Here is a 17,171-nt window from a genome sequence, read left to right as displayed (position 1 = left end):
CAGCGCCCCCTCCGACGCTCTCAAAGGGGAGACCGACATGTTTTCCAAGATCCTGATCGCCAATCGCGGGGAGATCGCCTGTCGCGTGATCGAGACTGCACGCAAACTGGGCGTGGCGACCGTAGCCGTCTATTCCGAGGCCGACAGCGAGGCGCGCCATGTGGCGATGGCCGATGAGGCGGTGGCCATTGGCGGCCCCGCGCCCAAAGACAGCTATCTGCGCGGTGATGCGATCATCGAGGCCGCCAAACAGACCGGCGCGCAGGCGATCCACCCGGGCTACGGGTTCCTCTCGGAGAACCCAGATTTCGTCGACGCCGTCGAGGCGGCGGGGCTGGTTTTCATCGGCCCCTCGGCCAAGGCGATCCGCGCGATGGGGCTCAAGGACGCGGCCAAGGCGCTGATGGAAAAGGCGGGCGTGCCTGTCGTGCCGGGCTATCACGGCGACAATCAGGACCCCGAGCATCTCGCGGGCGCGGCTGACACGATCGGCTACCCGGTGCTGATCAAGGCGGTCGCGGGCGGCGGCGGCAAGGGGATGCGGCTGGTCGAGGCGCCGTCCGACTTCGCGGATGCACTGGCTTCCGCGCAGGGAGAGGCGCAGACCGCCTTCGGCAATCCCGCCGTGCTGATCGAGAAATTCATCGGCTCGCCGCGCCATATCGAGGTGCAGGTATTCGGCGATGGTGATAAAGCGGTGCATCTGTTCGAGCGCGACTGCTCGCTCCAGCGCCGGCACCAGAAGGTGATCGAAGAAGCCCCCGCGCCGGGCATGACGCCCGAGATGCGCGAGGCGATGGGGCAGGCGGCGACGCGCGCCGCCGAAGCGATCGGCTACAAGGGCGCGGGCACGGTGGAGTTCATCGTGGACGGCTCGGACGGTCTGCGCCCGGATCGGTTCTGGTTCATGGAGATGAACACTCGTCTGCAGGTCGAGCATCCCGTGACCGAGGCGATCACCGGCGTCGATCTGGTCGAATGGCAATTGCGCGTGGCCTCGGGCGAGCCGCTGCCCTGCGCGCAAGGCGATCTGACGATCACCGGCCATGCGTTCGAGGCGCGTCTTTATGCCGAAGACGTGCCTGCAGGCTTCCTGCCCGCGACGGGGACGCTATCGCATCTGCGTTTCGCCGATGGATGTCGCGCTGATACCGGGGTGCGTACGGGCGACACGATCAGCCCGTGGTACGACCCGATGATCGCGAAGGTCATCACCCATGGGCCGACGCGGGCGACCGCGCTGGGGCAACTCGCGCGAGCGCTGGAAGAGACGGAAGTCGCGGGCACGGTGACGAATCTTGCCTTCCTCGCGCGGCTCGCGCGGCACGAAGGTTTCGCTCGGGGCGAGGTCGATACCGGGCTGATCGGGCGCGAGATCGACGCGCTCGCCGCGCCGACCGAGACGCCGGTTGCCGCGAAGGCGCTGGCCGTGATCGCCGCTGCCGGGCTTTGGGACGGCGAGGCGAGCGGCTTCAGCCTCTGGCAGTCGCCGCGCCGCGCCGTGCCTTTCGAGGAAGAGGCCGCGATCCGAGTGCACGGGCCGGGCCAAGTCACGGTCGAGCTGGGCGAGGAGGCCCATGCGTGCGAGCTGGCCGAGGATGGCTGGCGGGTGAACGGCGCGAAGACAGGGGCGCGGATGGCGCAGTCGGACGGGACGATCACGATCTTCCTGCATGGTGCGCATCGTTTCGACATTCCTGATCCGCTGGCGCGCGGCGCGGATGCCGACGCCTCCGATCTGACGCTGGCGCCGATGCCGGGGCTGGTGAAGGCGGTTTTCGTCTCGGCCGGCGACACCGTGGCGGCGGGCGACCGGCTCGCGATCATGGAAGCGATGAAGATGGAACACACGATGCGCGCAGCCCGCGACGGTGTCGTGGCCGAGGTTCTGGTCGCCGAAGGCGCACAGGTCGAAGCGGGCGCTGCGCTGATCCGGCTGGAGGACGAGGCATGATCCGACTGCATCACATCCCCGGCGCGCGTTCGATGCGGGTGCTGTGGCTGCTGGAAGAGATGGGGCTCGACTACGAGCTTCAGACATGGTCGCTCACGGATGGTTCGCTGCGCAGTCCCGAGTTTCGCGAACTCTCGCCTGCGGGGCGCATCCCGGCGCTGGAGGTCGACGGGCGCTCGATCTTCGAGAGCGGCGCGATCGTCGAATACCTTACCGAGACGCGGCCCGAGGCTGGGCTTGCGCCTGTCACGGGCGAACCCACTCGCGCGGATTTCCTCGAATGGGTGCATTTCGCGGAGACGCAGGGCAACATCCTGCAAAGCCTTAACATTCAACACATCTTCCTGCGCCCGCCCGAGGCGCGCTCGCCCGCGATGATGGCGCTCGAGACGAAGCGGCTTGGCGTCACGATGAAGGCGCTGGAGGCGCATCTGGTCGGGCGCGATTGGATGATCGGGACGTTCTCGGCGGCCGATTGCATGATGGGGTTCAATATCGACGCGATGTTCCGCTTCGTGCCGCGCGAGGGCTTCCCGAACATCTCCGCCTATCGCGACCGGATCGAGGCGCGGCCTGCCTATCAGCGCGCGGTCGAGAAGGGCGGTGCGAGCATGTATGCGCAGGATTTCTACGAGCTGCCCCCGATGGAGCAAACCCATGACTGAGAGTGTCGAAATCTTCGAGATGGCCCCGCGTGACGGGCTGCAGAACGAAAAGCGCCAGATCGCGCTTTCCGACAAGATCGCGCTGGTCGATTGCCTGAGCCGGGCCGGGTTCCGTCGGATCGAAGTAGGGTCTTTCGTCAGCCCGAAATGGGTGCCTCAAATGGCCGACTCGGCAGAGGTCTTCGCTGGGATCGCGCGCCGACCGGGCGTTTCCTACGCCGCGCTGACGCCGAACATGAAAGGTTATGAGGCAGCGAAAGCGGCCAAGGCCGATGAGGTGGCGATCTTCGCCTCTGCGTCCGAGGGCTTCTCGCGCGCGAACCTCAATTGTTCGATCAGTGAAAGTCTGGAGCGGTTCTTGCCGATCATGGAGGCCGCAAAAGCCGATAATGTGAAAGTCCGTGGCTACATCTCCGTCGTCACCGATTGTCCCTTCGACGGAAAGACGCCGCCGGAGAGTGTCGCCCGCGTCGCAGCGCAGCTGCGCGACATGGGCTGCTACGAGATCAGCCTCGGCGACACGATCGGGCAGGGCACACCCGAGAGCGTGACGGCCATGCTGCGCGCGGTGCTGAACGAAGTTCCGGCGGAAAAGCTCGCCGGGCATTTTCACGACACTTCCGGGCGGGCGCTGGAGAATATCGAAGCCTCGCTGGAGATGGGCCTGCGGGTGTTCGATGCCTGCGTCGGCGGTTTGGGCGGATGCCCCTACGCGCCCGGCGCGGCGGGCAATGTCGCGACGGAGGCGGTGCAGGCGCGACTCGGGGCTTTAGGCTACGAGACCGGGCTGGATTCGGCCGTTCTGGCTGAGGCCGCCGCGATGGCGAAGAAAATGAAAGGGCAGGGCGATGTTTGACACGATCAAGACCGAGACCGATGCGCGTGGCATCGCGCGGCTCACGCTGGCGCGTTCGGAGAAGCATAACGCGCTCTCCGAGCAGATGATGGAAGAGATCACCGCGGCCATCGGCCAGCTTGGCACCGATGACGCCGTGCGCGTGGTGATCCTCGCCGCTGAAGGCCGCAGCTTTTGCGCGGGCGGGGATCTGAAATGGATGCAGAGTCAGATCGCGGCGGGCGCGAAAGAGCGCGCGGCGGCAGCGCGCAAGCTCGCGGGGATGCTGCAGGCGCTCAACACGTGCCCGAAACCGGTGATCGGCGCGGTGCAGGGCAATGCGTTCGGCGGCGGGATCGGCATGATGTCGGTCTGTGACGTGGCCATCGGCGTCGAGGGTGCGAAATTCGGTCTGACCGAGACGCGGTTGGGTCTGACGCCCGCGACGATCTCTCCTTACGTGGTCGCGCGCATGGGCGAGGCGCGGGCGCGCCGCGTTTTCATGTCCGCGCGACTCTTCGAGGCCGCCGAGGCGCGTGATCTGGGGTTGCTGGCCAAGGTTGTCCTGCCCGAGATGCTGGAGCGGGCCGTGATGGCCGAGGCCGAGCCCTATCTCGCCTGCGCACCGGGCGCGGTGGCAGAGGCGAAGGCGCTCGTCCGGTCGCTGGGGCCGCGGATCGACGAGAGCGTGATCGACATGACGATCGAGGCGCTGGTGACTCGCTGGGAATCCGCCGAGTCGGATGAAGGAATCACCGCGTTTTTCGAGAAGCGCGATCCGGCATGGAAAGCTTAAGGCGGCCTTAAGAAGCGCCCCACCACGCGCAAGGCAAATATTCCGAAAATTCAAACTCTGATTAAGTTTGTCAAAAGACTGCGTCGCGACAAAAGCGGCGCAGTCCAACGCGGGCAGGCTCTGAGCGGCTCTGCAAGCTCGCAGATTTCGCATACCTTCGTATGCAAAAAGCACCCGCGGCCCGCATTTGCATGATTTTCCGGCCTGCTCTCGGTTGACCCCAATGGGGCGCAAGGCTATTGCTCGCCTAGCCAGAACCTGCGCGACAAGTCGTCGCGATGTTAGGGAGCCAAGCCCATGCATGACATGCTGCGCGAATATCTTCCCATCCTCATCTTTCTCGCCATGGCGATCGTGTTGGGCCTTGTGCTCATGCTCGCAGCGGCGGTGGTGGCGGTCCGCAATCCCGACCCCGAGAAGGTGTCGGCCTATGAATGCGGTTTCAACGCCTTCGACGATGCCCGGATGAAGTTCGACGTTCGTTTCTACCTCGTTTCCATCCTCTTCATCATCTTCGACCTCGAAGTGGCCTTCCTGTTCCCCTGGGCGGTGGCCTTCGGCCAGATTTCCATGGTCGGTTTCTGGTCAATGATGGTCTTCCTCGCGGTTCTCACCGTAGGATTCGCATATGAGTGGAAGAAAGGGGCGCTGGAATGGGCGTGATGACCTCTGCCAATACCGCAGGTGCGGATCGCGAAGTTGCGACGCAGACGCTGAACAAGGAGCTGCAGGACAAAGGCTTCCTGCTGACCTCAACGGAAGACATCATCAACTGGGCGCGCAACGGCTCGCTGCATTGGATGACCTTCGGCCTTGCCTGCTGCGCCGTCGAGATGATGCAGGTCTCGATGCCGCGCTACGACCTCGAGCGGTTCGGCACCGCGCCGCGCGCCTCGCCGCGCCAGTCCGACCTGATGATTGTCGCCGGCACCCTGACCAACAAGATGGCGCCCGCTCTGCGCAAGGTCTACGACCAGATGCCCGAGCCGCGCTACGTGATCTCGATGGGCTCCTGCGCGAATGGCGGTGGGTATTATCACTACAGCTATTCGGTGGTGCGCGGCTGCGATCGCGTCGTGCCGGTCGATATCTACGTTCCGGGCTGCCCGCCCACGGCGGAGGCGCTGCTTTACGGCATCCTTCAGCTGCAACGCAAAATCCGCCGCACCGGCACGCTGGTGCGCTGAGGAGAGCGAGAGATGGACGATACTGCCCTTCGCGAACTGGCCGGCCATATCGAGCTGAAGCGCCCCGATGACGTGGTCTCGACCGAGATCGCCTTCGACGAGCTGACGGTTACGATCACCACCCAATCGGTTCCCGCCTTCACCGAGTTCCTGCGCGACGATCCGAATTGCCGCTTCACGAACCTCGTGGACATCACGGCTATCGACTGGCCCGAGCGTCCGCAGCGTTTCGATGTCGTCTGGCATTACCTTTCGATGTATCGCAACCAGCGCATCCGTGTGAAAACGGCGATCCGCGAAGAGGACATGGTGCCCTCGATCACCAAGCTGCACCCCTGTGCCGATTGGTTCGAGCGCGAGGTCTTCGACATGTTCGGCATCCTGTTCTCGGGCCACCCGGACCTGCGCCGTCTGCTGACCGATTACGGGTTCCGCGGCCATCCGCTGCGCAAAGATTTCCCGACGACGGGCTATGTCGAAGTTCGTTACGACGAAGTGCTCAAGCGCGTCGTCTATGAGCCGGTGAAACTGACGCAGGAATACCGGCAGTTCGATTTCCTCTCGCCATGGGAAGGGGCCAAATACATCCTTCCCGGTGACGAGAAGGGCGAGGAGGCGAAATAATGGACGGCGATATCCGCAACAATGTCTATGATGACGGCTCGAAGGACACGCTGACCGACGAGCAGCGCATCCGCAACTTCAACATCAACTTCGGTCCCCAACACCCGGCCGCCCACGGTGTGCTGCGCATGGTGCTGGAGCTGGACGGCGAGGTGGTGGAACGCGCCGACCCGCATATCGGCTTGCTGCACCGTGGCACCGAGAAGCTGATGGAAAGCCGCACCTACCTGCAGAACCTGCCTTACTTCAACCGGCTCGACTATGTTGCGCCGATGAACCAGGAACATGCGTGGTGCTTGGCGATCGAGAAGCTGACCGGCGTGGAAGTGCCGCGTCGCGGCTCTTTGATCCGCGTGCTCTATTCCGAAATCGGGCGCATCCTGAACCACCTGCTGAACGTGACGACGCAGGCGATGGATGTCGGCGCGCTGACGCCGCCGCTCTGGGGCTTCGAAGAGCGCGAGAAGCTGATGGTCTTCTACGAGCGGGCATGCGGCGCGCGTCTGCACTCGGCCTATTTCCGGCCCGGCGGCGTGCACCAGGATCTGCCGCCGAAGCTGCTCGACGATATCGAGGAATGGGCGCATCACTTCCCGAAAGTGCTCGACGACATCGAAGGGCTGCTGACCGAGAACCGCATCTTCAAGCAGCGCAACGTCGATATCTGCGTCATCTCCGAGGAAGAAATCCAGCAATGGGGCTATTCCGGCGTGATGGTGCGCGGCTCCGGCCTTGCATGGGATCTGCGTCGTGCGCAGCCCTACGAATGCTATGACGAGTTCGACTTCCAGATTCCGATCGGCAAGAACGGCGACTGCTACGACCGCTACCTCTGCCGGATGGCCGAGATGCGCGAGTCGACCAAGATTGTCCTGCAGGCGATCGAGAAACTGCGGATGCCGGAAAATCAGGGCGACGTGCTTGCTCGCGGCAAGGTGACGCCCCCGAAGCGGTCGGAGATGAAGCGTTCGATGGAAGCGCTGATCCACCACTTCAAGCTTTATACCGAAGGCTTCCACGTCCCCGCGGGCGAGGTTTATGCCGCCGTCGAAGCGCCGAAGGGCGAGTTCGGCGTCTATCTGGTGGCCGACGGCACGAACAAGCCGTATCGCGCGAAGATCCGCGCTCCGGGTTACCTGCATCTGCAATCCATGGATCACGTCGCCAAGGGGCACATGCTCGCCGACGTGTCTGCAATCATCGGCACGATGGATATCGTGTTCGGGGAGGTTGACCGCTAATGCTTCGCCGTCTTTACCCGGAACAACCCGATAGTTTCGAGTTCACGCCCGAGAACCTCGCATGGGCCAAGGCCCAGATGACCAAGTTCCCGGTCGGCCGTCAGGCCTCGGCGATCATCCCGCTGCTGTTCCGCGCGCAGGAACAGGAAGGCTGGCTGAGCCGTCCGGCAATCGAATACGTCGCCGAGATGCTCGACATGCCCTATATGCGGGCGCTCGAGGTCGCGACCTTCTACTTCATGTTCCAGCTGGCCCCGGTCGGCTCGGTCGCACACCTGCAGATTTGCGGCACCACTTCGTGCATGATCTGCGGCGCGGAAGACCTGATGAAGGTCTGCAAGGAGAAGATCGCCCCCGAGCCGTTCCAGCTCTCGGAAGACGGCAAGTTCTCGTGGGAAGAGGTCGAATGCCTCGGCGCCTGCGCGAACGCCCCGATGATGCAGGTCGGCAAGGATTACTACGAAGATCTGACCGAGGAGAGCCTCGCGAAGCTGATCGACGAGATGGGCAACGGCACCGTGCCGAAGCCCGGCTCGCAGACGGGTCGCTTCTCGTCGGAGCCCGCGTCGGGTCTGACCGCGCTCACCGAGACCAAGGGTGACAAGGAAGACTACAACTATTCCGTCGCCCGTGCGCTCGCGATCGGCGACACCATCAAGCGCATCGACGGCACCGAGGTGCCGCTGGAAGCGCCGTGGCAAAGCTCCGGCCAGCGCGGTCCGATCGGCACGATGGGGCAGGAGCGTCCGCGCTCCGCCGCGCAACAGGACGAGGCCCGCAAGGCGGCCAAGAAGACCGAGGCCAAGCCTGCCAAGGGCACGCCCGCGGACAAGACCGGCGTGACCGAGGCCGAGGCGCCCGCCACCTCGAAGTCCGTTCCGCGCTCGAAGCGCGAGCCCGTGGGCACCGAAGCCGATGCGAAGGCCGACACCGCCGTGTCCAAGGGTGAACAGCCCAAGCTTCTCGATGCGCCGCGCGACGGCGGGGCAGATGATCTGAAGATGATCAAGGGCGTCGGGCCGAAGCTGGAGACGCTCTTGCATTCGATGGGCATCTATCACTTCGACCAGATCGCGGCCTGGTCCGATGCGGAACTCGCATGGGTTGACGCAAATCTCGAAGGGTTCAAGGGTCGCGCGAGCCGCGACGACTGGAAAGGTCAGGCAGAGAAACTGGCCAGCGGGGCAGAGACCGAATTCTCGTCCCGCGCAAAGAAAGATGGCATTTACGAGTAAGCGCAACAGGGTAGAGACCGCCGTTAGGCGGCGTGAATGGAGAGACGGGAATGGGTGATCAGACACAGGGGTGCCGCGGCAAGGCAGGTATCTGGGCAGGCATTACGGGGATCGTGGTCACCGTTTTCCTGATGGTTGTGGCGCATGAGCCCTTCTTCGTGGCGCTCTTCCTTGGCCTGATGACCTTCCTGCTGTTCGGGGCCTTCCTGATCTGGGCGTTCTGCTCCGAGCATGGGGTTCAAGGCGAGGCGGACGGCACCGGGGCCTCGGACGAGGGCTCCGAGATCCCCGAAAGCCCCGTTGAGAGCTTCAACGCGTCGTCTCCCGAAGGCGTTGCCGCACAGGCGCAGGCGGCGGCGGCGTCTCCGACGCCCGTAGCCGAGCGCGAGGTGGAGCGCGCCGACGCGGTCGCGCCGAAAGACGAGGCGGCCACGCCCGAGGCCGACAGGCCCGAGCCCGGCCCGACAACCAAGCCCGCGACGGACGAAGCCGAGGCGGAAGAGCCCAAAGCTGAGCCTGCAGCGGAAGAGGCTGCGGCAGAGGCCGAAGCTGAGCCGAAAGCGGACGCGCCGGAGCCCGAGAGCGAGGATGCGACCCCGCTCTCCGCGATGTCGGCGCAGGTCGCGGACACGTCCTCTGCCGGTGCCGGGGGGCAACCCGAGGCCGCCGAAGGCGCCGGCAAGAAGCCGCGCGGGCTCAAGCAGCCGCGCAAGGCTGGGGCCGACGATCTCAAGAAGATCGAAGGCGTCGGGCCGAAGCTTGAAGAGACGCTGAACGGCTGGGGCATTTACCATTTCGACCAGATCGCGAAATGGGGCCCCGAAGAGATTGCCTATGCGGACCAGAACGTGCCGCGTTTCAAGGGCCGCTGCACCCGCGACAAGTGGGTCAGCCAGGCGAAAATCATCGTCGAGGAAGGCATGGATGCGTTCCTCGAACGGGCGAAGACGAACGATTACTGAGCGGGGGTGAATGAGCCAGATCGACGAGCACGACAGGGCGTTGGGGCGTAGGGCCGCCCTTATCATCGCCGTCGCCACGATCCTCTGGCTCCTCCTGCAATGGATCGGAAGACAACAGGGCTGGTCGGCGCAGGTCGCGCTGATCGGCGATCTCGCGGCGATAGCCGCCTATATCTACGCGCTGGCACTCGTCTGGCGCATCTGGCGCCGGAAAGCCGGCAAGTGAGGGAAGCGATATGCTGAAGGATCAAGACCGGATCTTCACCAATCTCTACGGGATGCATGACCGCTCTCTGCAGGGCGCGAAGATGCGCGGGCATTGGGACGGCACTGGCGAGATCCTGTCGAAAGGCAAGGATTGGATCATCGAGCAAGTGAAGGCTTCGGGCCTTCGCGGGCGCGGTGGCGCAGGCTTCCCGACGGGGCTCAAGTGGTCCTTCATGCCGAAGGAAAGCGACGGGCGTCCCGCCTTCCTCGCGATCAATGCCGACGAATCCGAGCCCGCGACCTGCAAGGACCGCGAGATCATGCGCCACGACCCGCATACGCTGGTCGAAGGCGCGCTGATCGCCGGTTTCGCGATGGGCGCCGCGGCGGCCTATATCTACATCCGCGGCGAATATGTCCGCGAGAAAGAGGCGCTGCAGCGCGCGATCGACGAGGCCTATGAAGACGGGCTGATCGGCAAGAACGCCTGCGGCTCCGGCTATGATTACGACGTCTACCTGTCGCACGGCGCGGGCGCTTATATCTGCGGCGAGGAAACGGCGCTGCTGGAGTCCCTCGAAGGCAAGAAAGGTATGCCCCGGATGAAGCCGCCTTTCCCGGCAGGCGCGGGCCTCTACGGTTGCCCGACCACGGTGAACAACGTGGAATCCATCGCCGTTGTCCCGACAATCCTGCGTCGCGGCGCGGAGTGGTATGCCTCCTTCGGTCGTCCGAACAACACCGGCGTGAAGCTGTTTGCGATGTCGGGCCACGTCAACACGCCCTGCGTCATCGAAGAGACCATGTCGATCTCGATGAAGGAACTGATCGAGAAGCATGGCGGCGGCGTCCGTGGAGGCTGGAAGAACCTCAAGGCGGTGATCCCGGGCGGCGCATCCTGCCCGATCCTGCCCGCCGAGCAATGCGAAGACGCGATCATGGACTATGACGGCATGCGCGAGCTGAAATCCAGCTTCGGCACCGCCTGCATGATCGTCATGGATCAGAACACCGACGTGATCAAAGCGGTCTGGCGCCTGTCCAAGTTCTTCAAGCACGAGAGCTGCGGCCAGTGTACGCCCTGCCGCGAAGGCACCGGCTGGATGATGCGCGTGATGGATCGCCTCGTGCGCGGCGAAGCCGAGATCGAAGAGATCGACATGCTGTTCGATGTGACGAAACAGGTCGAAGGCCACACGATCTGCGCGCTCGGCGACGCGGCCGCCTGGCCGATCCAGGGCCTGATCCGTCACTTCCGCGAAGAGATCGAAGACCGCATCAAGGCCCGCAAGACGGGCCGCATGGGCGCGATGGCTGCGGAGTGAGTATCGTGAAACGCCTGTCCCTTGCCAGTTTGACCCTTCTTTCGCTCGCCGGCGGTGCCGCCGCCGAGCCGGCGAAGCTGACGGTCGATTTCGGGTTCTTCCCGAAGGGGACGGCGTGCCAGGTGTTCAACACCACCGGCAAGGTCTCGCTGCGGACCGGGCGCGAGATCGAATACACGATCAAGGGCGATACCGGAGACGTGGTGTTCCGCTGCGCCCAGCCGGACGGCCGCTCTTTCGAGGTCGCGACCGGGGCGCTGCTTCCGCCGGGCAATCCCTCGCTTGTTGCGATCCAGATCAATCAGGACGATCACGCGCATATCTTGTGGGATCAGGGCGGATTGCGGCGCAGCACCGTCGCGGAGGTTCTCAGATGGAACTGAACCCTACCACGGCACAGGGCTGCATGATGCGGGCTGTGATCATATCGGGCTGCGCGCTGGCGCTTGGCGGCTGCATGGGCACGACGGGCGGTAACGAGGCCTCCAAAGGTCCGCGCCGTCTGGCGGCGGTTGAGGGTTACACAGCGGCTTATGATGCGAACGGCGCGCTGGTCGTGATGCGGCAGGCCGCGCCCTTTGCGAACTACGAGGGCGCCGAGGCCAAGCGGGCCGCGAACGCCATCTGCGGCGGGGCTGTGGCCTCGTCGATCAATGATACTTACCGGGATGGCGCTTGGGTCTTCCCGATGGGCTGCGGCAACGCGGCGTGAAATAAACCCGCGCGGGGGCAACCTCGCGCCCGAAGAGACGAGACGGATAGCCATGGCTGACCTGAGAAAGATCATCATCGACGGGAACGAGGTCGAGGTCGATCCGAACCTCACGCTGATCCAGGCGTGCGAACAGGCGGGGATCGAGATCCCGCGGTTCTGCTACCACGAGCGTCTGTCTATCGCAGGCAACTGCCGGATGTGCCTTGTGGAAGTCGTGGGCGGCCCGCCGAAGCCCGCCGCCTCCTGCGCGATGCAGGTGCGCGACATGCGCCCGGGGCCGGAAGGCGCGCCGCCGGTGATCAAGACGAATTCGCCGATGGTCAAGAAGGCCCGCGAGGGGGTGATGGAGTTCCTGCTCATCAACCACCCGCTCGACTGCCCGATCTGCGACCAGGGCGGCGAATGCGATTTGCAAGACCAGGCAATGGCTTATGGGGTGGACTTCAGCCGTTACCGCGAGCCCAAGCGCGCCGCGACCGAGCTGAACCTCGGCCCGCTGGTCGAGACCCATATGACGCGCTGCATCTCCTGCACCCGCTGCGTGCGCTTCACCACCGAAGTCGCGGGCATCACCCAGATGGGCCAGACCGGCCGGGGCGAGGACGCGGAGATCGCGAACTACCTGAACATGACGCTCGACTCGAACATGCAGGGCAACATCATCGACCTGTGCCCGGTGGGCGCGCTGGTCTCGAAGCCCTACGCCTTCACCGCGCGTCCGTGGGAGCTGACCAAGACCGAGACCGTCGACGTGATGGACGCCGTGGGCTCCAACATCCGCGTCGATACCAAGGGACGCGAAGTGATGCGCATCCTGCCGCGCAACAATGACGAGGTGAACGAGGAGTGGATCTCCGACAAGACCCGCTTCGTCTGGGACGGTCTGCGCCGCCAGCGTCTCGACCGGCCTTACGTCCGCGTCGACGGCAAGCTGAAGCCCGCAAGCTGGGGCGAGGCTCTGAGCGCCGCCGCCGAAGCGATGAAGGGTAAGAAAGTCGCCGGTCTCGTCGGCGATCTCGTCTCGACCGAGGCAGCCTTCTCGCTCAAGCAGCTGATCGAGGGGCTGGGCGGCAAAGTCGAATGCCGCACCGACGGAGCGCGTCTGCCGATCGGCAACCGCTACGGCTATGTGGGCAACGCGACGATCGCGGATCTCGACAACGCCGAGATGGTGCAGATCATCGGCGCGAACCCGGCCGTGGAAGCACCCGTACTGAACGCGCGCATCCGCAAGGCCTGGGCCAAGGGCGCGAACGTCGGTCTCGTCGGTGAAGCCTGCGACCTGACCTATGACTATGAGCATGTCGGCACCGACCGCGCCGCGCTGGCCGAGCTGTCCTCCAAGACGATCTCCGACGAGACGAAGGCCAAGAACACGGTCGTCATCATCGGGCAGGGCGCTCTGAATGAAGCCGATGGCGAGGCGGTTCTGGCCCATGCGATGAAGCTGGCCGAGAATTCCAACGCCAAGTTCATGGTGCTGCATACCGCTGCGGCCCGTGTCGGCGCGATGGATGTGGGGGCAGTGACCGAGGGCGGTCTGCTCGCGGCCATCGACGGCGCAGAAGTCATCTACAACATGGGCGCCGACGAGGTGGAGATCACCCCGCGCGCCGAGGGCGGTCCCTTCGTGATCTATCAGGGCAGCCACGGCGACCGCGGAGCCAACCGCGCCGACGTTATCTTGCCGGGCGCGGCCTACACGGAAGAAAACGGCCTCTTCGTGAACACCGAAGGCCGTCCGCAGCTTGCCTTCCGCGCGGCTTTCCCGCCGGGCGAGGCGAAAGAGAACTGGGCGATCCTGCGCGCGCTTTCGGCTGAGCTGGACGCCAAGCAGCCCTGGGACACGCTTGCAGGTCTGCGCCGCGCGATGGTCGAGGCGGTACCGCATCTGGCGCAGGTCGATCAGGTCGTGGAGAACGAAGTGCGGGCGATCGAGCCGCGCGACATGGGCAAGGCCACCTTCCGCCTGCCGATCCGCGAATTCTACCTGACCAATCCGATCGCACGGGCCTCCGTGGTGATGGGCGAATGCGCCAGCCTCGCGAAAGCGCGGGCCGAAGCGCCGGTGGCCGCCGAGTGAGATTGAGACGGATGATGCAGACCCTGCCCAATATCGCACCGCTCGCCCCCGGCCTTCTGGCCGGGCTGGCGGCGTGCACGCCCACCGGCGGGGCGCAGGGGGATAGCGCGGTCAAGCCGGTCTATCGGGGCACCGAAACGCGGCTCCTCGACAGCGATCTGGTGGAGATCCGCGCGCGTGTCTCGGGCGAGGGCGCCAGCGAGAAAGCGGCGACCGATTATGCCCAATGCGCAGCCGCGCAATACGCGCTGGTGCGTGGCTATGGATTTGCGCGCCATGTGCGCACGAATGTGACTGAAGAGGGTGGCATCTGGCGGGCAGATGCGGTCTACACCATCTCGCCCGCCTTGCCGCAGGGACTCAAGACGATCGACGCGGAAGTGACCGTCGCCGATTGCAAGGATCGCGGCATTCCGACCGTATGAAGAGAGTGGGACATCATGGCTGAATTCTTCACGACACCTTTCGGGATCTTCCTGCTGATCGTGCTGCAGAGCTTGGCGGTTATCGCCTTCGTGATGCTTTCGATGATCTGGCTGGTCTATGGCGACCGCAAGATCTGGGCTGCCGTGCAGATGCGTCGCGGGCCGAACGTCGTCGGGCCGTGGGGCCTGATGCAGACCTTCGCGGATGCGCTGAAATACGTGGTCAAGGAAATCGTCGTGCCGGCGGGCGCCGACAAGTTCGTCTATTTCCTCGCCCCGATCCTGAGCTTCGTGCTGGCGCTGCTGACCTTCACGGTGATCCCGTTTGCCGACGGTTGGGTGCTCGCCGATATCAACGTCGCACTTCTGTTCGTCTTCGCGGCTTCCTCGCTCGAGGTGTATGGCGTGATCATGGGCGGCTGGGCGTCGAACTCGAAATACCCGTTCCTCGGTTCGCTGCGTTCCGCGGCGCAGATGATCTCCTACGAAGTCTCGATCGGCCTGATCATCATCGGCGTCGTGATCTCGACCGGCTCGCTCAACCTGTCGAACATCGTGCGCGCGCAGGATACCGGCTGGGGCCTGCTGGGCTGGTACTGGCTGCCGCACCTGCCGATGGTGGCGCTGTTCTTCATCTCGGCGCTGGCCGAGACCAATCGCCCGCCCTTCGACCTTCCGGAAGCGGAATCCGAACTCGTCGCGGGCTTCATGGTTGAATACAGCTCGACCCCGTATCTGCTGTTCATGGCCGGCGAATATATCGCGATCTGGCTGATGTGCGCGCTGATGTCGATCCTGTTCTTCGGCGGCTGGCTGTCCCCGATCCCGGGGCTGCCCGACGGGGTGCTGTGGATGTTCGCCAAGATGGTGTTCTTCTTCTTCATGTTCGCGATGGTGAAGGCGATCGTGCCGCGCTACCGCTACGACCAGCTTATGCGGATTGGCTGGAAAGTCTTCCTGCCGCTGTCGCTGGCCTGGGTGGTGATCATCGCCTTCCTCGCGAAATTCGAAATCTTCGGGCACTTCTGGGCCCGCTGGGCGATGGGGAGCTGATAGATGGCTTTCGACTATAACCGCGCTGCCAAGTATTTCCTGCTGGTGGACTTCATCAAAGGCTTCGGTCTGGGGATGCGCTATTTCTTCGCGCCGAAACCCACGCTGAACTACCCGCACGAGAAGGGCCCGCTTTCGCCGCGCTTCCGCGGCGAGCACGCCCTGCGCCGCTACCCCAACGGGGAAGAGCGCTGCATCGCGTGCAAACTGTGCGAGGCGATCTGCCCGGCGCAGGCGATCACGATCGACGCGGAACCCCGCGCCGACGGTTCGCGCCGCACGACGCGCTATGATATCGACATGACGAAATGCATCTATTGCGGATTCTGTCAGGAAGCCTGCCCGGTCGATGCGATCGTCGAAGGTCCGAATTTCGAATTCTCGACCGAGACCCGCGAGGAGCTGTTCTACGACAAGCAGAAGCTCCTCGAGAACGGGGCCCGTTGGGAAGCCGAGATCGCACGCAACCTCGAACTGGATGCGCCTTACAGATGACCGACGATTTTTCGAAACTCTTCAGCACGATGATGGAGCAGTCGGCCGAGATGGCCCGGCTGTTCAATCCGGCGCTGGAAAGTTTCAACCCGGCTGCGATGGAGAAGCTCTTCCCCACCATGTCCAAGGACATGATGGAGATGTGGTTCGGCAAGACCTTCAACCGTGAAGGGCTCGACAGCCGGACCCGGCTTCTGGTGACGATTGCGGCGCTCACGGTGCTGGGCGCGCAGGCGGACTCGCAGCTGCGCCTGACGATCCGCCACGCGCTCGAGGCCGGGGCCACGCAACGCGAGATCGCCGAGGTGATCTTTCAGATGAGCATGTTCGGCGGGGTGCCCGCCATGACCCGCGCGCTCGAGATCGCGCAATCGGTCTTCGACGAGAATTCGGGAGAGAACGAATGACGGTGTTTGCTTTCGCCTTCTACCTTTTCGCCATCACGGCGTTGGTCGCGGGCTTCATGGTGGTGATTTCCAAGAACCCGGTCCACTCGGTGCTCTGGCTGATCCTGACCTTCCTGTCGGCGGCGGGGCTTTTCGTGCTTCTGGGCTCGGAATTCGTCGCAATGCTGCTGATCATCGTCTATGTCGGCGCGGTCGCGGTGCTTTTCCTCTTCGTGGTGATGATGCTCGACATCGATTTCGCCGCGCTCAAGGGGGAGTTGGCGCGCTACATGCCGCTGGGTCTTCTGATCGCGGTCATCATGCTGGTGCAGCTGGGCATCGCCTTCGGGGCGTGGCAGACCTCCGGCATGGCGGAAAACCTCCGTGCCGATCCGGTACCCGAGGGCATGACCAACGCGCAGGCGATCGGTCTGCTCGTCTATGACAAATACCTCTACCTCTTCCAGACGGCGGGCCTGATCCTGCTGGTCGCGATGATCGGGGCGATCCTGCTGACGCTGCGCCATCGCACCAACGTCAAGCGCCAGAACGTGATCGCGCAGATGCATCGCGATCCGTCCAAGACGATGGAAATGGTGGACGTCAAACCGGGGCAGGGGCTGTGAGCGAACAAAAGCAAGCGAAAAACGCGAGTTCGGAAACGAGGGTGAACGCATGATCGGATTGGAACATTACCTTGGCGTGGCTGCCGCGCTGTTCGTGATCGGCATTTTCGGGATCTTCGTGAACCGCAAGAACGTGATCGTCATCATGATGTCGATCGAACTCATGCTGTTGGCGGTGAATATCAACCTGGTGGCCTTCGCGGCCTATCTGGATGACCTCGTCGGACAGATCTTCACTCTCTTCGTGCTGACCGTTGCGGCAGCCGAGGCCGCGATCGGCCTTGCGATCCTCGTGGTCTTCTTCCGCAACCGCGGCTCGATCGAGGTCGAAGACGTCAACGTGATGAAGGGATAAGG

21 protein-coding genes are annotated in these 17,171 nt (G+C 64.1%); all 21 read left to right on the top strand.

Going from position 1 to position 17,171, the window contains the following annotated elements:
* Positions 1 to 37: 37 nt before the first annotated feature.
* The 21 genes from B6V72_RS12750 to nuoK all read left to right on the top strand — a co-directional run bounded on the left by B6V72_RS12750 (position 38) and on the right by nuoK (position 17,169).
* Positions 38 to 1,954: an acetyl/propionyl/methylcrotonyl-CoA carboxylase subunit alpha gene (locus B6V72_RS12750; RefSeq protein ID WP_088721785.1), complete on the top strand. Its 1,917-nt coding sequence runs from the start codon at positions 38 to 40 to the stop codon at positions 1,952 to 1,954.
* Positions 1,951 to 2,619 carry a glutathione S-transferase family protein gene (locus B6V72_RS12745; RefSeq protein ID WP_088721784.1) on the top strand — a complete coding sequence of 223 codons (669 nt, stop codon included), beginning with the start codon at positions 1,951 to 1,953 and terminating at the stop codon, positions 2,617 to 2,619. The genes B6V72_RS12750 and B6V72_RS12745 overlap by 4 nt, the downstream gene beginning before the upstream one ends.
* The gene (locus B6V72_RS12740) at positions 2,612 to 3,475 is read left to right on the top strand and encodes a hydroxymethylglutaryl-CoA lyase (RefSeq protein ID WP_088735729.1); all 864 of its coding nucleotides are present in this window, start codon (positions 2,612 to 2,614) and stop codon (positions 3,473 to 3,475) included. The genes B6V72_RS12745 and B6V72_RS12740 overlap by 8 nt, the downstream gene beginning before the upstream one ends.
* Positions 3,468 to 4,250 (top strand): crotonase/enoyl-CoA hydratase family protein, encoded by a 783-nt coding sequence (locus B6V72_RS12735; protein ID WP_088725087.1) that lies wholly within the window; start codon positions 3,468 to 3,470, stop codon positions 4,248 to 4,250. The genes B6V72_RS12740 and B6V72_RS12735 overlap by 8 nt, the downstream gene beginning before the upstream one ends.
* 297 nt (positions 4,251 to 4,547) lie before the next feature.
* On the top strand, positions 4,548 to 4,913 hold the full coding sequence (locus tag B6V72_RS12730) for an NADH-quinone oxidoreductase subunit A (protein ID WP_075774471.1): 366 nt from the start codon (positions 4,548 to 4,550) through the stop codon (positions 4,911 to 4,913).
* Positions 4,913 to 5,437 carry an NADH-quinone oxidoreductase subunit B gene (locus B6V72_RS12725; RefSeq protein ID WP_075774728.1) on the top strand — a complete coding sequence of 175 codons (525 nt, stop codon included), beginning with the start codon at positions 4,913 to 4,915 and terminating at the stop codon, positions 5,435 to 5,437. Before B6V72_RS12730 ends, B6V72_RS12725 begins: the two co-directional genes overlap by 1 nt.
* 12 nt (positions 5,438 to 5,449) lie before the next feature.
* Positions 5,450 to 6,061, top strand: a complete 612-nt coding sequence (locus B6V72_RS12720; protein ID WP_075774472.1) for an NADH-quinone oxidoreductase subunit C — start codon at positions 5,450 to 5,452, stop codon at positions 6,059 to 6,061.
* Positions 6,061 to 7,302: an NADH-quinone oxidoreductase subunit D gene (locus tag B6V72_RS12715; protein ID WP_088735728.1), complete on the top strand. Its 1,242-nt coding sequence runs from the start codon at positions 6,061 to 6,063 to the stop codon at positions 7,300 to 7,302. Before B6V72_RS12720 ends, B6V72_RS12715 begins: the two co-directional genes overlap by 1 nt.
* Positions 7,302 to 8,537, top strand: coding sequence for an NADH-quinone oxidoreductase subunit E (locus B6V72_RS12710; protein WP_088735727.1), 1,236 nt, complete (start codon positions 7,302 to 7,304; stop codon positions 8,535 to 8,537). Before B6V72_RS12715 ends, B6V72_RS12710 begins: the two co-directional genes overlap by 1 nt.
* Positions 8,538 to 8,587: 50 nt before the next feature.
* Positions 8,588 to 9,499, top strand: coding sequence for a hypothetical protein (locus B6V72_RS12705; protein ID WP_088718901.1), 912 nt, complete (start codon positions 8,588 to 8,590; stop codon positions 9,497 to 9,499).
* A 10-nt stretch (positions 9,500 to 9,509) separates the two neighbouring features.
* A complete protein-coding gene (locus B6V72_RS12700; RefSeq protein ID WP_088721780.1) occupies positions 9,510 to 9,725 on the top strand; it encodes a DUF5337 family protein in 216 nt (71 codons plus the stop codon).
* A gap of 10 nt (positions 9,726 to 9,735) precedes the next feature.
* The gene (gene nuoF / locus B6V72_RS12695; RefSeq protein ID WP_075774477.1) at positions 9,736 to 11,031 is read left to right on the top strand and encodes an NADH-quinone oxidoreductase subunit NuoF; all 1,296 of its coding nucleotides are present in this window, start codon (positions 9,736 to 9,738) and stop codon (positions 11,029 to 11,031) included.
* Positions 11,032 to 11,036: 5 nt separating this feature from the next.
* On the top strand, positions 11,037 to 11,414 hold the full coding sequence (locus tag B6V72_RS12690) for a hypothetical protein (protein WP_143597887.1): 378 nt from the start codon (positions 11,037 to 11,039) through the stop codon (positions 11,412 to 11,414).
* Entirely contained in the window at positions 11,405 to 11,743 is a 339-nt protein-coding gene (locus B6V72_RS12685; RefSeq protein WP_088735726.1) for a hypothetical protein, read from the top strand. The genes B6V72_RS12690 and B6V72_RS12685 overlap by 10 nt, the downstream gene beginning before the upstream one ends.
* 52 nt (positions 11,744 to 11,795) lie before the next feature.
* The gene (nuoG, locus tag B6V72_RS12680) at positions 11,796 to 13,829 is read left to right on the top strand and encodes an NADH-quinone oxidoreductase subunit NuoG (protein ID WP_088735725.1); all 2,034 of its coding nucleotides are present in this window, start codon (positions 11,796 to 11,798) and stop codon (positions 13,827 to 13,829) included.
* A gap of 14 nt (positions 13,830 to 13,843) precedes the next feature.
* Positions 13,844 to 14,254 carry a hypothetical protein gene (locus B6V72_RS12675; RefSeq protein WP_075774729.1) on the top strand — a complete coding sequence of 137 codons (411 nt, stop codon included), beginning with the start codon at positions 13,844 to 13,846 and terminating at the stop codon, positions 14,252 to 14,254.
* Between the two features lie 15 nt (positions 14,255 to 14,269).
* Entirely contained in the window at positions 14,270 to 15,307 is a 1,038-nt protein-coding gene (gene nuoH / locus B6V72_RS12670) for an NADH-quinone oxidoreductase subunit NuoH (RefSeq protein WP_075774481.1), read from the top strand.
* 3 nt (positions 15,308 to 15,310) lie between these two features.
* Positions 15,311 to 15,802: an NADH-quinone oxidoreductase subunit NuoI gene (gene nuoI, locus B6V72_RS12665; RefSeq protein WP_075774482.1), complete on the top strand. Its 492-nt coding sequence runs from the start codon at positions 15,311 to 15,313 to the stop codon at positions 15,800 to 15,802.
* Positions 15,799 to 16,209: a carboxymuconolactone decarboxylase family protein gene (locus B6V72_RS12660; RefSeq protein ID WP_075774483.1), complete on the top strand. Its 411-nt coding sequence runs from the start codon at positions 15,799 to 15,801 to the stop codon at positions 16,207 to 16,209. The genes nuoI and B6V72_RS12660 overlap by 4 nt, the downstream gene beginning before the upstream one ends.
* Positions 16,206 to 16,814 (top strand): NADH-quinone oxidoreductase subunit J, encoded by a 609-nt coding sequence (locus tag B6V72_RS12655; RefSeq protein ID WP_075774484.1) that lies wholly within the window; start codon positions 16,206 to 16,208, stop codon positions 16,812 to 16,814. Before B6V72_RS12660 ends, B6V72_RS12655 begins: the two co-directional genes overlap by 4 nt.
* Before the next feature lie 49 nt (positions 16,815 to 16,863).
* Positions 16,864 to 17,169 carry an NADH-quinone oxidoreductase subunit NuoK gene (nuoK, locus tag B6V72_RS12650; RefSeq protein WP_075774485.1) on the top strand — a complete coding sequence of 102 codons (306 nt, stop codon included), beginning with the start codon at positions 16,864 to 16,866 and terminating at the stop codon, positions 17,167 to 17,169.
* The last annotated feature ends 2 nt before the right edge of the window (positions 17,170 to 17,171 follow it).

Origin of the sequence: Thioclava sp. F34-6 (assembly GCF_002213235.1) — a bacterium.
Classification (GTDB): Bacteria; Pseudomonadota; Alphaproteobacteria; order Rhodobacterales; family Rhodobacteraceae; genus Thioclava; species Thioclava nitratireducens.
Note: the sequence above shows the minus strand (reverse complement) of the source record. Positions and strands in the feature narration are given on the sequence as shown.

Excerpts from the sequence above, each read along its gene's own strand:
- B6V72_RS12750 (WP_088721785.1), top strand. The coding sequence starts at position 38 with ATGTTTTCCAAGATCCTGATCGCCAATCGCGGGGAGATCGCCTGTCGC.
- B6V72_RS12745 (WP_088721784.1), top strand. The coding sequence starts at position 1,951 with ATGATCCGACTGCATCACATCCCCGGCGCGCGTTCGATGCGGGTGCTG.
- B6V72_RS12740 (WP_088735729.1), top strand. The coding sequence starts at position 2,612 with ATGACTGAGAGTGTCGAAATCTTCGAGATGGCCCCGCGTGACGGGCTG.
- B6V72_RS12735 (WP_088725087.1), top strand. The coding sequence starts at position 3,468 with ATGTTTGACACGATCAAGACCGAGACCGATGCGCGTGGCATCGCGCGG.
- B6V72_RS12730 (WP_075774471.1), top strand. The coding sequence starts at position 4,548 with ATGCATGACATGCTGCGCGAATATCTTCCCATCCTCATCTTTCTCGCC.
- B6V72_RS12725 (WP_075774728.1), top strand. The coding sequence starts at position 4,913 with ATGACCTCTGCCAATACCGCAGGTGCGGATCGCGAAGTTGCGACGCAG.
- B6V72_RS12720 (WP_075774472.1), top strand. The coding sequence starts at position 5,450 with ATGGACGATACTGCCCTTCGCGAACTGGCCGGCCATATCGAGCTGAAG.
- B6V72_RS12715 (WP_088735728.1), top strand. The coding sequence starts at position 6,061 with ATGGACGGCGATATCCGCAACAATGTCTATGATGACGGCTCGAAGGAC.
- B6V72_RS12710 (WP_088735727.1), top strand. The coding sequence starts at position 7,302 with ATGCTTCGCCGTCTTTACCCGGAACAACCCGATAGTTTCGAGTTCACG.
- B6V72_RS12705 (WP_088718901.1), top strand. The coding sequence starts at position 8,588 with ATGGGTGATCAGACACAGGGGTGCCGCGGCAAGGCAGGTATCTGGGCA.
- B6V72_RS12700 (WP_088721780.1), top strand. The coding sequence starts at position 9,510 with ATGAGCCAGATCGACGAGCACGACAGGGCGTTGGGGCGTAGGGCCGCC.
- nuoF (WP_075774477.1), top strand. The coding sequence starts at position 9,736 with ATGCTGAAGGATCAAGACCGGATCTTCACCAATCTCTACGGGATGCAT.
- B6V72_RS12685 (WP_088735726.1), top strand. The coding sequence starts at position 11,405 with ATGGAACTGAACCCTACCACGGCACAGGGCTGCATGATGCGGGCTGTG.
- nuoG (WP_088735725.1), top strand. The coding sequence starts at position 11,796 with ATGGCTGACCTGAGAAAGATCATCATCGACGGGAACGAGGTCGAGGTC.
- B6V72_RS12675 (WP_075774729.1), top strand. The coding sequence starts at position 13,844 with ATGCAGACCCTGCCCAATATCGCACCGCTCGCCCCCGGCCTTCTGGCC.
- nuoH (WP_075774481.1), top strand. The coding sequence starts at position 14,270 with ATGGCTGAATTCTTCACGACACCTTTCGGGATCTTCCTGCTGATCGTG.
- nuoI (WP_075774482.1), top strand. The coding sequence starts at position 15,311 with ATGGCTTTCGACTATAACCGCGCTGCCAAGTATTTCCTGCTGGTGGAC.
- B6V72_RS12660 (WP_075774483.1), top strand. The coding sequence starts at position 15,799 with ATGACCGACGATTTTTCGAAACTCTTCAGCACGATGATGGAGCAGTCG.
- B6V72_RS12655 (WP_075774484.1), top strand. The coding sequence starts at position 16,206 with ATGACGGTGTTTGCTTTCGCCTTCTACCTTTTCGCCATCACGGCGTTG.
- nuoK (WP_075774485.1), top strand. The coding sequence starts at position 16,864 with ATGATCGGATTGGAACATTACCTTGGCGTGGCTGCCGCGCTGTTCGTG.